The sequence below is a fragment of the Embleya sp. NPDC127516 genome (assembly GCF_044765325.1).
GTDB lineage: Bacteria > Actinomycetota > Actinomycetes > Streptomycetales > Streptomycetaceae > Embleya.
On record NZ_JBIWJT010000015.1, the window covers coordinates 212,550 to 225,782 of the forward strand.

11 protein-coding genes and 1 pseudogene are annotated in these 13,233 nt (G+C 69.3%); 7 read left to right on the forward strand and 5 right to left on the reverse strand.

Annotated elements, in window-relative coordinates:
• The first annotated feature begins 519 nt into the window (after window positions 1–519).
• A complete protein-coding gene (locus ACIRL2_RS28455) occupies window positions 520–1,278 on the forward strand; it encodes an LPXTG cell wall anchor domain-containing protein (RefSeq protein ID WP_402235643.1) in 759 nt (252 codons plus the stop codon).
• 182 nt (window positions 1,279–1,460) lie between these two features.
• On the opposite strand, the gene ACIRL2_RS28460 is transcribed toward ACIRL2_RS28455, so the two are convergent.
• Together ACIRL2_RS28460 and ACIRL2_RS28465 are read right to left on the reverse strand one after the other, a co-directional pair.
• Entirely contained in the window at window positions 1,461–1,817 is a 357-nt protein-coding gene (locus ACIRL2_RS28460; protein WP_402235646.1) for a CAP domain-containing protein, read from the reverse strand.
• Between the two features lie 869 nt (window positions 1,818–2,686).
• On the reverse strand, window positions 2,687–3,157 hold the full coding sequence (locus ACIRL2_RS28465; RefSeq protein ID WP_402235649.1) for a hypothetical protein: 471 nt from the start codon (window positions 3,155–3,157) through the stop codon (window positions 2,687–2,689).
• A gap of 37 nt (window positions 3,158–3,194) precedes the next feature.
• Here ACIRL2_RS28465 and ACIRL2_RS28470 point away from each other — a divergent pair, with 37 nt between their 5' ends.
• The 5 genes and pseudogenes from ACIRL2_RS28470 to ACIRL2_RS28490 all read left to right on the forward strand — a co-directional run bounded on the left by ACIRL2_RS28470 (window position 3,195) and on the right by ACIRL2_RS28490 (window position 8,633).
• On the forward strand, window positions 3,195–4,496 hold the full coding sequence (locus tag ACIRL2_RS28470) for a phosphatase PAP2 family protein (protein WP_395868518.1): 1,302 nt from the start codon (window positions 3,195–3,197) through the stop codon (window positions 4,494–4,496).
• Between the two features lie 117 nt (window positions 4,497–4,613).
• Window positions 4,614–4,994 carry a hypothetical protein gene (locus ACIRL2_RS28475; protein ID WP_395868884.1) on the forward strand — a complete coding sequence of 127 codons (381 nt, stop codon included), beginning with the start codon at window positions 4,614–4,616 and terminating at the stop codon, window positions 4,992–4,994.
• A 78-nt stretch (window positions 4,995–5,072) separates the two neighbouring features.
• Window positions 5,073–5,183, forward strand: a pseudogene (locus ACIRL2_RS28480) (transposase); the annotation flags it as partial.
• A 130-nt stretch (window positions 5,184–5,313) separates the two neighbouring features.
• Window positions 5,314–7,374 carry an alpha-galactosidase gene (locus ACIRL2_RS28485; RefSeq protein WP_402235652.1) on the forward strand — a complete coding sequence of 687 codons (2,061 nt, stop codon included), beginning with the start codon at window positions 5,314–5,316 and terminating at the stop codon, window positions 7,372–7,374.
• Window positions 7,371–8,633, forward strand: a complete 1,263-nt coding sequence (locus ACIRL2_RS28490) for an MFS transporter (protein WP_395868514.1) — start codon at window positions 7,371–7,373, stop codon at window positions 8,631–8,633. Before ACIRL2_RS28485 ends, ACIRL2_RS28490 begins: the two co-directional genes overlap by 4 nt.
• 170 nt (window positions 8,634–8,803) lie before the next feature.
• Here the strand turns inward: ACIRL2_RS28490 and ACIRL2_RS28495 are convergent, their stop codons facing one another.
• Window positions 8,804–9,442, reverse strand: a complete 639-nt coding sequence (locus ACIRL2_RS28495) for a TetR/AcrR family transcriptional regulator (RefSeq protein WP_395868512.1) — start codon at window positions 9,440–9,442, stop codon at window positions 8,804–8,806.
• Window positions 9,443–9,502: 60 nt separating this feature from the next.
• On the opposite strand from ACIRL2_RS28495, the gene ACIRL2_RS28500 reads away from it, so the two are divergent.
• Window positions 9,503–10,837, forward strand: a complete 1,335-nt coding sequence (locus tag ACIRL2_RS28500) for a GH1 family beta-glucosidase (RefSeq protein WP_402235656.1) — start codon at window positions 9,503–9,505, stop codon at window positions 10,835–10,837.
• A 951-nt stretch (window positions 10,838–11,788) separates the two neighbouring features.
• Here the strand turns inward: ACIRL2_RS28500 and ACIRL2_RS28505 are convergent.
• Both ACIRL2_RS28505 and ACIRL2_RS28510 read right to left on the reverse strand, forming a co-directional pair.
• Window positions 11,789–12,229, reverse strand: a complete 441-nt coding sequence (locus ACIRL2_RS28505) for a Scr1 family TA system antitoxin-like transcriptional regulator (RefSeq protein ID WP_402235727.1) — start codon at window positions 12,227–12,229, stop codon at window positions 11,789–11,791.
• Window positions 12,230–12,411: 182 nt separating this feature from the next.
• Window positions 12,412–13,038, reverse strand: coding sequence for a permease-like cell division protein FtsX (locus tag ACIRL2_RS28510; protein WP_402235658.1), 627 nt, complete (start codon window positions 13,036–13,038; stop codon window positions 12,412–12,414).
• Between the last annotated feature and the right edge of the window lie 195 nt (window positions 13,039–13,233).

Sequence of the window (13,233 nt, forward strand, 5' to 3'; positions counted from 1 at the left end):
CGGACGACACCGTCGACCTCGCGAGAGGCGAACGTGCTCGCCGCGTCGACTTCGCCGCAGCGCCGGATTGTCGCCGTTCGGCCGCCTCGAGGTGCGTGGATCGAGGAGGCGTCGAGGGTGCGGCGCGCGTTCAGTGGCCGGAAATGCTCGGCCGACATGGTTCGTTCGGCATCGCAGGGCTTCGCGATGTGCTGAAATGGGGCATATTGGCGTGAAATCGGGTCCGGTCAACGCGTCCGGGTGTGCTGCGACGGCCAAAAAATACCGTGTTGTAGGAAATCGTTATACCCGAGCAAGGTGGATGAAGCGAATATCTACTGCTACTCGGACAATTCTATCTTGACGTGGAACTCTCCGTGATGGGAATCTCGGCTCCCCTCATCGAGGGTCTTTTCGGTTCCGGGCGGACGAAACGGTCTTCCGGGCGAGCGTGTCGAGAGGTCTCGGCTGCGGCTCTCGTGCCGGGCGGCACGACGGATTCCCTGGGCCGCAACTTACTTCTGCCCAAGAGGTATCACCATGTCTTCGCCTTCCAAGGCAACGCGTTGGGCCACCGCACTCGCCGTGCCGCTCGTCCTGGCCGCCGGCACGGCGCCGGCCTTCGCCACCGGCGACACGTACACCGTAAACCTGCACCAGAAGCTCCCACTGACCGCCACCAGCGATGGGGTGGAGCGGGGTGAGTGCCCGAACACGATCCCCGCCGACAAGGACGGGTGGCACTTCGTGCTTCCCACGAACGGGACGGACTTCGTCAAGCTGACCGTGACCTTCCAGCCGGGCGGTCAGCAGGTGATAACCACCTTCGGTCCTCCCAGCGACAAGCACGCGTACGTGGCGTCGCCGGCCGGGGCCACGCTGACCTCCGCGGTCGCCCAGGTCAAGGGTGGCGAGGTGAAGTGGTTCAACCTCTCGCATGCCTGCCCGGCCAAGCCGCCGACAACGCCGCCGACCACCAAGCCCCCGACGACCAACCCGCCGACCACCGCGCCGCCGACCACTACTGTTCCCTCGACCAGCAAGCCGCCGGTCGACGGCACGAAGACCCCCGCGCCCGTCACCTCGTCGGCCGGTACCGGTAGTCCTTCATCGTCCGCGTCGCCGACCGCCTCGGACTCGGTGGCCCCGACGACCTCGAAGCCCGCGACGACCGGAGGCGGCGGCAAGTCGCTCGCGCAGACCGGCACGGTCGCGGTGGGCGGACTCCTAGCCACCGCCGCGATCCTGGTCGGCGGCGGCATCCTGTTGCGCAAGCGCCGGGGCAACCACGCTGCCTGACGGTCCGAATCGGGCTCGACCGTGAACGACGGACCCCGTCGATCGTCCCGTCCCGCCGAGCTGATACTCGGCGGGACGGGACGACGAACACCGATCACGAGGATTCGCCCGAACTACCGTGCCTGCCGCGCCGGATCCTTCACCGACGCCCCGCGCTTCGCCCCCGTGCGGGGCAGGTCACGTCACTGGGGGGCTCCGAAGTTCTGGGTCCAGCGGGGGCCGCCGGGGGCGAAGTCGACTCCCACGCCGATGTCCTTGAACGAGCAGTTGAGGATGTTGGCCCGGTGGCCCGAGCTGGCCATCCAGGCGTTCATCACCGCCGCAGGGGACGCCTGCCCGGCGGCGATGTTCTCGCCCGATGCGCTCCATCGGTAGCCGGCCGCGCTGATACGTCTGCTCGAATCGGCGCCGTCCGGATTGATGTGGTCGAAGTAGCCGCGTTTGGCCATGTCGTGGCTGTGCCCCTGCGCCGCGGCCTGGAGCTTGGCGTTGTCGGTGAGCGGCCCGCAGCCGTGCTTGGCGCGTTCGGCATTGGTCAACTCCACGACCTGCCGGGCGAACGGCGTCGCAGAACCGGCCGCGGTGGTGGCCGGGTGCGACGGTTTCGCCGTTCGCGACGTGTTCCGGGAGTCCGGGCCGGTTTCGCCCGGTGGACGCTGGGTGCCGGGAGCGGTGGTGGCCCCCGCCGGGGTGCTGCCGCCGGAACCGGACGGCGATGAGGCGGCCGATGGGGGATCGGTGCGTATCGGGCTGGGTGTGCCCGCCGTCGACACCGCTGCGGGACTGGTCGCGGCGACAGCGTGGGCGGGCGAGTCGCCCGACGCTAGCGCGGCGCTCTGCGAGTTGCGGTCGGCCGCCGTGCGGTCACCACCACTGCCGCCCACTGTTGCGGCCGCTGTCGCGACGGCCGCCACGGCCACCGTGATCGCCACCGCGCGGGCGGTGTTGTGCCCGCGCCGGCGGTGTCCGGACCCGGCCGCGCGCCGCCGGCCCGAACGGCGCCGCCTTGATGCGGTGCGGGAGTCGTTGTTCACGTACCTGCGCCCCTTTGCTGTGAGCCGGCCCGGAGCGGCCGACACATAGGAGACCGGGTGGCCGGAGAGGCATAACGAAAAAGCCGAGCCGATTTCCGAATCCGCCTCGGCCCCGCCGGTTCGGTGGAAGCGGCGCGGTCGGCCGTCGACGACTTGTGTTCGCGCGCGACACCGCGTTCGGAGTAGTGCCCCGGCTTTGCGAGGGTCCCGACGAGGTCGACGTCGACGTCGCCGGCAGTGTTGACGGCTGGGTGGGTCGCGCGTCGTGGTGTGACCCGGAGAACTCGCTATGACGGATGACGTCGCTGCCGACGTAGTCGGTGAGCACGACGGCCAAGCCGCCAAGCGTCCATGTGGCCACCGCGCTCCGCCGGTCAACCGGATGCGGGCCGCAGGTTGTTCATGAGCAGGCCGAGGGCGAACTCGAAGCGCTCGTGTCCGGTGCCGGAGATCAACTCGGCGGCATGGCGTCGAGTCTGCGGGAACTTCTCGGCAGGCAGTGCGGTGAAGCGGTCAAACAACTCCTCGCGGCTGAGTACCCATTCCTGGTCCTGGTGCCGGCGCCGTTGCCGGACCAGCGAGTACGAGCGGCGGATGTTCGAGTACGGCGCCGAGGCCGTGCGCAGCAGTCTCGAGAAGCTGCCCGCCTTCGCCCCCGAAGCGAACCTGTCCTGAGACCGGGATTCACCCTGCGCGATCGACCGGACCCGCCCGGTCGATGTGTGGCGAACCCCCGAGAACCCGGAGCAGGCCGTGGCCGCGATACTGGAGCCCGGCTTCAGTGCGCCGGTGGACTTTGATCTGTTACTGGAATCTAACAAATTGGCCGAGTAATTGACATTCATAATACCGCGAATATTTTCGCGAATACGTCGCAAAACCATGGTCGCCGTGCAGCGCCGGCCGCAGGCGATTTCGTGGGTCGCAGTGGGTGTGGCGGTCCTCGGATTTCTCATCACCATGGAGATGTTCGCCCGTCGCTACGGCCTACCGGGGCCGATCACCAGCCAGGCGCGCGAGGTGATATTCGCTCCCCGTTCGGGGCAGCTGCTGTATGCCGGGTTGACGTTGACGATGGTGGTGCTCACCTGGCGGCAACGTTTTATTGCGGTGAGTGCGGCAATCGGCATCGACATCGTCTTCTGGCTGGTGCGGTGGGTGGTCGACGCCAGGATGAACTACGGTAACGGCGCGTTGTGGGTGATTTTTGGCTGCGCGGTCTTTGCTCTCACGCGCCGCACCGGCCGGGAACGCGTCCTGATGCTGAAGGGCGCGGGACTGGGACTGCTACTGGTGGCAGGCCACAAGACCGGCGCTACCTGGCTGCTCATCACGTCGGAAACCCGCCCGGCTGTGCTCGACCAGTACGTGGCGACTGCCGATCACGCGCTGGGTGACCCGTCGTGGCTGGCCGGCCGGATGGTCGCGGCCACCGACCCGATCAGCTCCGATGTGCTCGGCACCGTCTATGGTCAGCTTCCGCTGGCAGCGGCCATCGTTGCGCTGTACCAACTGCGAAACGTAGTGGTCGAGCGCCGCTTCCCGGGCCATCACCTGGTGCGCACCTTCCTGGCCATCGGCCTGCTCGGGCCGAGCATCTACATGATCTTCCCGGTGGTCGGACCGGTCTTCGCCTACGGCCCCGACGGCGGGCCCTGGGCAATGGCCGACCTGTGGCCGAACACGCCGCCGCCGATCAGTACCCCACTCTCGATGCAGTTCGACGAGATCACCCCTCGCAACTGCATGCCCAGCCTGCACACGGCGTGGGCTACCATAATTTTCGTTCACTCTCGCAAGGGCTCGCGGTTTATCCGATTCGCAGGAACGTTCTGGCTGATTGCCACGCTCGCGGCCACGCTGGGATTCGGCTACCACTACGGCGTGGACCTCGTGGCCGGTGTGGTTTTTGCGCTCACGATCGAGACTGCAATGCGCTCGCTCGACCGGGGCTGGGACTGGCAAGGAATCTGTCTGGTCATCTACGGCGCGACGGTTTTCGCTGTGCTCCTGGTGTCGTACCGCTATCTGCCGATGGAGATGGCCAGATATCCGTGGGTGTTTGGACCACTGCTCATTCTGGCGATGACCTCGGTCATCTACGCCTATGCGCGGACCACCAATGTGTGGGACCCGAAGGCCGCGCCGGCGGAGCAGGTGGAACCGCAACTCCAACCGGCGTGATCGCTGTGCACCCGGTCACGTCACCACCGACCGTGTGCTCAGCGGTGGTTTCACGGCCCCTGGACGACTGATGCAAGGGGTCCCCGCGGACACGAGGTGAGGGTGTCCAGGCTCGGTGTGCGAACACGGAGACTGGACACCCTCGTTGCCGCACTCTACGCGCGGGTGCGGGTGCGGGTGCGGATCGACGATCGGTCGAAGGCTCCGCCGGAACTGCTGCCGGTGCGACCAGGGATCGGCATCGCCCCGAGGCTCGGCGACGCGAAACTCCCACCCGCCCCGCTGCTGGTTGCCCAAGCCCTCGCGCGGGCCCGGCTCTACGACGCGGAGCACGACCGGGCCCGTCAGTTGCAGCAGGGGCCGCTGCTTCGTGCCCTTCCCCCGACGCCGGCCCTCACCGCGGCGGCCCGCTACCTGCCCGCGACCGAAGGAACGGAAGTCGGCGGGGACTGTCCAAGGGGCCCGTGTCGCTGCGCCTGGTGCGCAGCCGGACCCTGATCTGCGAGGTCACCGACGGCATTGCCAGTCTGCGTCGGATCCGTCGTGCGGCGGGGACCGACGAGGATGGCCGCGGCTGCCGAGTTCCTTGCCGTGGTCGGCGACACGTCGGCGGGCCGAGACGCCGGGCACCTCGCTGCCCACGCGGGGCTCGCGCCGGTGCCGCGGGACTCGGACCGAGCATTGGGATGCCCCGCCCTTGGGGAGCGATCATCCCCCCCTTTCCCGACAACAGCCCCCGTCAAGGGCTTGGCGTCGTGGGTGCGCGTACCTAACATGTGAGCGAAACATGAGCGCGACTCATATTTAAGGGTTCCGTATGATCTCTCATCACTCCGAAGCCCGCCTGTGGTTGCTGAGCACGCCCGGCACCTCCTACGCCTTCCGGTTGGACGCCGACGACGTCCCCCGGCACGTGCACTGGGGTCGGCCGCTGACCCTGGAGCAGGCCGTCGTGATAGCGGCTGACCTACCCGCCGAGGATCCCGGCGGCGACGATCCCGGCGGTGAGGAGTACGCGGTCGAGGGCGCACTGCGCTTCGGGGCGCCGTCGCTGACCGTCCGGTTCGAGGACGGCGTCCGCGGCTTCGAGTGGAGGTTCGTCTCGCACACGGCCGAGGACGGCCGGCTCACGCTCCACTTCACCGACCGCGTCCGCTCCCTCGGTCTCGACCTGAACTACCGGATTCGGGACGGCGATGACCAGATCGAACGCTGGGCCGTCCTCACCGCGGACGAGGCCGTGGACGTCATGCGGTTCGACTCCGCCGCCTGGACACTGCCTGCCCGTGACGACTACCGCGTCAGTCATGTCGTGGGGGAGTGGGGCCGGGAGTTCCAGCTCCAGCGCGACCGGTTGCCCGTCGGGGAGACCGTGCTCACCAGCCGCCTCGGCATCACGGGACAACACGCCGGACCCTGGCTGATGCTCGACGCGCACGACGCCGCAGAGGAGCACGGCGAGGTCTGGAGCGCGGCCCTGGCCTGGAGCGGCAGCCGCCGGATCACCCTGCGCCGCGACCCCTACGGCCGCGCCTCCTGGACCGGCGGCTTCGGCCACGAGGGCCTGGTCTGGAAACTGGCTCCCGGCGAGAGCCTGGAGACCCCCGTCTTCACCGGGCTCTACGCCTGCGACGGCTTCGGCGGCACCAGCCGCCGCTGGCACGCCTACATAGAACGCCGGGTGCTGCCCGCCCGTCCGGCCGAACGCCCGCTGATCTTCAATTCGTGGGAGGCCACCGAGTTCGACATCACCGAGAAGCAGCAGACCGAACTCGCCGAGTTGGCCGCCGGTATCGGTGTCGAGGTCTTCGTGGTGGACGACGCCTGGTTCGGCGCCCGCACCAGCGACATGGCCGGGCTCGGCGACTGGTGGCCCAACCCGGACCGCTTCCCGGACGGTCTGAGCCCACTCGCCGACCACGTTCGTGCGCTGGGCATGGGCTTCGGCCTGTGGGTGGAGCCCGAGGCGGTCAACCCCGACAGCGACCTGTTCCGTGCGCATCCCGACTGGATCCTGTGCCAGGACGGCCGCGCCCGTACCCAGCGCCGTAAGCAGCACGTACTGAACTTCGCCCGCCGCGACGTCCGTGAATGGGCGGTCGAATGGCTGGTCAGGACGGTCACAGAGCTGGACGTCGTCTTCCTCAAATGGGACATGAACCGGCCCTTCAGCGAGGCCGGGCAACCCGGGGCCGCCGACCCCGACCGGGTGTGGATCGAGCACACACGCGGCGTCTACGAGGTGATGGACCGGCTGCGCGCCGCCCGCCCGGGCCTGTACCTGGAGTCGTGCGCGGGCGGCGGCGGCCGGGCCGACCTGGGCGTGTTGGCCCGCGCGGACCAGGTCTGGACGTCCGACAACACCGACGCCGCCGACCGGGTCGCGATCCAGCACGGACACTGTCAGATGCTGCCCGCCCGGACCATGGGCGCCTGGGTCACCGACAGCCCGAACAGCTTCACCGCCCGCCCGACCTCGATCCGGTACCGCTTCCATGTCTCGATGGCCGGAGCGATGGGCATCGGCGGCGACCTGCGGAACTGGAGCGAGGAGGACATGGCCTGGTCCCGGACGCTGGTCGAGCAGTACAAGCGGATCCGGCCCGTGGTGCACGGCGGTGTCCAATACCGCCTGGGGGACCACGCCGTGCAGTACCTCACCCGGGATGAGGTCGTCGTCTTCCGGTTCCAGCCGTCCGCGCTGATGCGCTCGGTTGCCCGCACCCGGCTCAAGGGTCTGGATCCCGACGCCCGTTACCGGGACGAGGCCACCGGCGCCGTGCACGAAGGTGCCGTCCTGCTCGGTCACGGCCTCCCGCCGCTGCTGTCCTTCGACCGGACGAGCGAGCTCGTCCACCTCGGCAGAGTGCCCCGATGACCCTCGCCCCCGTACGGCCCGAGGCCCTCGCCGAGCCGACCCGCAGGGTCGGTCCCGGCTGGGTTGTCCTGTACGTCCTGGCCAACGCCGGGATGTACATCCCGATGCTGGTGTCGACCACGTTCCTGATGCCCGAACAGATCGCCAGGATCGACCCGGACGGAAAGGTCGGCAGCTACGCCTGGGTCAGCGCGATGGGCGCGATCTCGGGAATCGTCGTCGCGCCGCTGGCCGGCGCGCTCTGCGACCGCACCACCGGTCGGTTCGGTCGCCGCCGGCCGTGGATGATCGCGGGCTCGCTGGCCTGCATGGCGGCGCTGGTCTGCACCGGCGTTCAGACGACGGTCGTCGGGGTCGCACTCGGCTCTCTCGTACTGTCCGCCGGCTTCATGATCATCGGTGCCGGGCTCGCCCCGGTGGTGCCCGACCGGGTCCCGGTCGGGCAGCGCGGCGTGGTGCTGGGCTGGGCCACGGTCCCGCAGGCGGGTGGCCTGATCGTGGGCGGGCTGTCGATCGGCCTCGTCGTCGGGTTCTCCGCGCAGTACGTGCTGATGGCCGCTTTCCCGCTACTGATCGTGTTGTTCGCGGTCGTCTCGCAGGACCCGCCGCTGCCCGGCAGCCACCGCGAGTCTTTCTCGCTGCGCGGTTTCCTGGCCGGCTACCGGATCAGCCCTCGCGAACACCCGGACTTCGTCTGGGCGATGGGCTCCCGGTTCGTCATGGGTCTGGGCTACGGGCTGGGCACGCTGTACTTGCCGTATTTCCTGGACGATGTCCTGCACTACGAACAGCTCTTCCCCGGCCAGTCCACCGAGGACGGCCTGCTCATCGTGATCGGCGTCAACTGCCTGGCCACGATCTCGACGGTCGTCCTCAGCGGTTGGCTCTCCGACAGGCTGGGCAGGCGCCGCATGCCGGTGTTCCTCGGCGGCGTCACCATGGCCGTCGCCGCGGTCCCGCTCGCCCTGTCGCCCACCTGGACCATGACGCTGGTCGCGGCCGTGATTCTGGGTTTGGGCTACGGCGTGTACCTGGCCGTCGATACCGCTCTGGTCACCGAAGTGCTCCCGGCCTCGGGGAACCGGGGCAAGGATATGGCGCTGGCCAACCTGATGACCTCCCTGCCGTACGTGCTCGTCCCCCCGATCGCCTCGGTCGTGCTCGGCGAACTGGGGGGTTACCGCTCGTTGTTCCTCTGCTCCGCGGCCATGTCCGTGCTGGGCGCGGCACTGGTCTGGAAGGTCACGAGCGTTCGTTAGCGGTCCGCGCTCCCGCGGCACGGTCGGATGGCGCCGGACGGTCACATCGGACGCGCGCGGCTCGGCGGGGGGCGGGTGCCGCGTTCGTGTAGGCAGTCGCCGCAGCGCCGTTCGTGTCCTTCGGCGGCCAAGCGTGTGTCATGCCACCAACGGTCAAGCGTGTCATGCCACTACCGTGTTGTCAGTGCACGGATTCGATCGTTCAGATAGCTGTTGAGGACTCGTTTGCACTCGGCGATCAGCCGGGGATCGCCCTGCGAATCGGTGAGGAAGGCCAGTTTCAGCAGGCTGTCCGCGCACTCCAGGGCCACTCGGACGACGATCTCCAGTTCGGCGTCGTCCCGAGCCCCGGTCAGGGCCGCGGTCAGTCCGAGCAGCCGTCCGGCGACCGCGGTGTTGTTGTCCAGGGCCGGATCGAGGGTGTGGTCCCGGCCCTCCGCTCCGAAGTCGACCACGCCGAACCCGGTGATCGTCCGACGCATGGTGACGAATTCGTCGACGGTCACCTCCACGATGCCCGAGACGTCTTCGGGCTGCTCGCTCTCCAGCCGGGCCGAGACCCGCTCGAGGAAGACGCCCAGGTTGCGGGCGGCGAGCGCGCCGATCAGCCCCTCTTTGTCGGAGAAGAACTGGTACAGGGTCCCGATGGGCACCTCGGCCCTGCGGGCGACATCCTTGGTGGTCAGCGCGACGTAGCCGACTTCGTCCAGGAGCTCGGCACAGGCGTCCAACAGCCGTTCGAATCGTTCGGCGCTGCGCCTTTGCACGGGCCGCCGGCGCAGCGTCCCCGAGGTGCGATCTTGATTCACGCTTCCATCATCCCATCGATCCGCACTAACATGAGTACTACTCATGTTTTGGAGGTTGATGTGGCGCTTGACCATCTGCCCGCGGACTTCATCTGGGGCGCCTCGACGGCGTCGTACCAGATCGAGGGCGCCACCAAGGAGGACGGCCGTGGCCCGTCGGTGTGGGACACCTTCACCGCCCGCCCCGGCGCGATCCGCGACGGGCACACCGGTGACGTGGCCTGCGACCACTACCACCGGTACGAGGAGGACCTCGCGCTGATGGCCGAGGCGGGCCTCACCGGCTACCGCTTCTCGATCGCCTGGCCCCGAATCCAGCCGACCGGCCGAGGCGATGTCAACCTCCGGGGCCTGGACTTCTACGACCGCTTGGTCGACGGTCTGCTCGCGCGCGGCGTGGAGCCCGTCCCGACCCTGTTCCACTGGGACCTCCCGCAGGGCCTCGAGGACGACGACGGCTGGCTCAACCGCGACACCGCGTACCGCTTCGCCGAGTACTGCGCCATCGTGGCCGACAGGCTGGGCGACCGCGTCCGGAAGTGGATCACGCTCAACGAACCGTTCATCCACATGGTCTGGGGCTACGGTCTCGGTACCCACGCGCCGGGCCGCACCCTGTTCCTCGATTGCCTGCCGGTCGCCCACCACCAGCTGCTCGGCCACGGTCTGGCGCTGAGGGAGCTGCGCGAACGCGGCCTTCAGGTGATGATCGCCAACAACTGCACCCCGGTCTGGCCCGCCTCGGACGCCCCCGGCGACCGCGCCGCCGCGCAGGCCTACGACAACCTGCACAACCGCCTGTTCAACGACCCGATCCTTACGGGCGCCTACCCCGACCTGTCGGCCTACGGCGCGGACGCCACCCTCGGCGGCTCCGTCCGGGACGGCGATCTCGAACTCATCTCGGCTCCGTTGGACGCGCTCGGCATCAACTACTACAACCCGACCCGGATTCAGGCCCCGACGTCCGAGGGCCTGCCGTTCGAAGAGGCCCCCATCGAGGGCTACCGCCGCACCGCCTTCGACTGGCCCGTCGTCCCCGACGGCCTGCGTGAACTGCTCGTCGGCCTCAAGGAGCGCTACCCGACGCTCCCTCCGGTCTACATCACGGAGAACGGCTGTTCCGTCGACGACGTCGTCACCGCGGACGGCACCGTCCCCGACCTCGACCGTATCGACTACCTGGACACCCATCTCCGGGCCGTCGACGCCGCTGTGGCCCAAGGTGTGGACGTCCGTGGCTACTTCACCTGGACCCTGCTGGACAACTTCGAATGGGCCGAGGGATTCCACCAGCGCTTCGGCCTCGTCCACGTCGACCACGACACCCAGATCCGCACCCCGAAGGCGTCCTTCCTCTGGTATCGCGACCTCATCCGCGCCCGGCGCGGCTGAACACCCCGCCGAGTTCGCGCAGACACCGTACGAGCTCCGGCGGATCCCGGACGTCCAACTCGCGCCCGAGCCGGATCGGCAGCAACGTTGCACGCCGAACGCCCGACGCGGAACGCGGGCCCGTCCAGGACTCGGCCCGCGGGTGCCGCAGGGGCCGACCGCACGCCCGGCTCGGTTCGCTCAGACGGGTGACTTCCCGCCCGGGTCTGGTGGTCGGCCGCCACGCGTCGGTTCTTCGTCGGTGGTGTGTGCGGTGTCGTACTGCTCGGCCTGCATGCGGCTTTCTCGACGTCCTGGTTGGTGATGTGGTGAACGCCCGTCGCGAAGGCGGTGATCGGCCGCGGCGGGCGGACGAGCGTGGAGCGCGCGGACTCCGAGCGCACTTGGCCATCGGCCACAGGGATTGCGGCGACTTCGACGAGGTCCGGCGGTTGGGCACCGTTGCCCTCGACGTCGACGACGAGCAGGCGCGGCCACGTGCCGAAGTCCATGCGTCCCTCCGCGGGATCGTCAGGCGGTGGGCCATCCGATGTCGGCGCGGCCGAGCCTGCCAGGGGTGGCGGCGCCGACCTGTCCTTTCGCGTTGCGGGCGGCCCACCGAGGCGCGTCTCGGTGACCCGCGGCGCAGAGTCCGAAAACCGAGTTCGACCATGGCGCGATCCCTCGATCGCGAGGCACCGACAGGGATCCCCGGGGATGAGGGCGATGCGGTGACCGGCACAGTGGTTGTCGCAAGGCTGACCGGGGACGTTCGGCGCTCTCCCCGCCGGACCGTCGCGGACCGACCCGTCCGCCTCGATCGAGCACACGCGGAACCTGATGTCGGTGATCGGGGGGCGAGCGCGCGGACCTCGGGAACCTGCCGGATGCGGCCATGCGTCCACCGTGACGCGGCGCCGGGCCCGGCGGCCAGGAAGTTCCACAAAATTCCGCGGGGAACACTCGAACGGGCTACTCCAGGGCATCGGTCGCGGCAGCGACGAGCGCGCGCGCCCGGGTCCCGTGTACGGCGGCGAGTTTGGTCAGTTCGGCGAAAGCCCGCACGCAGTCCTCGACGTCGCCGGCAGCGGTGATGTCGACCTCGGCTCTCGGCCACTCGATGGCGACCCGGTCCTCGTCGTAGACGGTGAACGACTCCACGCCCCGGATGTGTTCGCGTGCCGCGCCGAACGGTATGACGCCGAGCGCGACCTGCGGACAGGCCATCGCCGTGAGCAGGTGCCCGAGCGGACCGGCCATGGTCGCGGCGTCGTCGTACCGCTGCCTCAGCACCCGTTCCTCGATCACCGCGCGAAGCGGTGGCCGGGGCGGTGGAGCACCCGCGACCGCTCCAACCGGGCCTTCACCGCCTCCGCGACGTCGTCCCGAACGCCTCGGAAGCGTCGGGTCGATCCCAGGAGCGCGGCGATCGGGCCGGTCGGCGCACCCGCCAGGGCACGGTTACACCCTGCGCAGCTGAGGCCCGAGTACGGTGCGACGGCCGGCTTGGGCTCGGTGTCGGTCACGACGCCCCGCGGTTTCGAGCCAGGGCCCAAGTGATTCACGAAGCACGGCGCGCCTGGCCCGTTCCGGGGTCAGCGGCGCCGTGGCGGGGCCGGGGGAGAGGCGGGCGGGCCGGAGGGGGTCCGCTTCATGGTCGAGGCCACTCCCGGGCGTTCCTCGAACGCGGACGCCACCGTCGTGATGGTGGCGGGGTCCTTGAGTTTGATGCGGAAGGACTCCGGGAGTTGCTCGGCCGTCATGGCGTCGAGGAGGAGGGGGTTGCCGGCGTTCTGCGCGCGAAACAGCTCCCATGCCTGTCCCCGGTCCTCGAAGTACACGTGCTCGACCTGCGGCATGGCTTTGAGCGCGGCGAGGATCTCCTCGCGTTGGGCGTTGGTGACGGCGCCGCTCGAGCAGCCGCCCGTCTTCGGGTCGGAGACCCGGCACAGGAACACCGTCAAGTCCACCTTCCCGGCCCAGAAGTCGACACCCGGCGGCAGGTTGTCCGCGCCCCAGACGGGAGCCTCCCCGGCCCCGCCGTCGGAGCCGGGCCCGGCCGACCCCGCGACCGCCGAGGGGGCCGCCTTCGGCTGCTTCGGGTGTGCCTTCCCGTTGTCGCCGCCGGAGCAGGCGGCGGCCGTCGTGATCGACAGGAGCACGGTCGCGCATCGGATGGCGACCCCGCCCGTGCGGGATGTGTTCCGGTTGCCCATGCTCATCCCCCGATGTGAACGTGTCTGGTACCGAGCGTAGTTGGTGGGCCTCTCACCGGATCCGACCGCACCTTCGAAGGCGTCCCGGGTGCGCGAATTCGTGCTCCTCGACCGCACGTACTCGTCCCGCGGGCCCGCCACAGCCAGGTGCCGCAGGTGTCGGTGTCCAATAGGCGCGGACCGGGCCGGGCGGCGCGCACC

What these genes read in the sequence shown, in the direction of transcription:
- ACIRL2_RS28455 (WP_402235643.1), top strand. Translation starts at nt 520, where the DNA reads ATGTCTTCGCCTTCCAAGGCAACGCGTTGGGCCACCGCACTCGCCGTG.
- ACIRL2_RS28465 (WP_402235649.1), bottom strand. Translation starts at nt 3,157, where the DNA reads ATGAATGTCAATTACTCGGCCAATTTGTTAGATTCCAGTAACAGATCA.
- ACIRL2_RS28485 (WP_402235652.1), top strand. Translation starts at nt 5,314, where the DNA reads ATGATCTCTCATCACTCCGAAGCCCGCCTGTGGTTGCTGAGCACGCCC.
- ACIRL2_RS28490 (WP_395868514.1), top strand. Translation starts at nt 7,371, where the DNA reads ATGACCCTCGCCCCCGTACGGCCCGAGGCCCTCGCCGAGCCGACCCGC.
- ACIRL2_RS28510 (WP_402235658.1), bottom strand. Translation starts at nt 13,038, where the DNA reads ATGAGCATGGGCAACCGGAACACATCCCGCACGGGCGGGGTCGCCATC.
- ACIRL2_RS28470 (WP_395868518.1), top strand. Translation starts at nt 3,195, where the DNA reads ATGGTCGCCGTGCAGCGCCGGCCGCAGGCGATTTCGTGGGTCGCAGTG.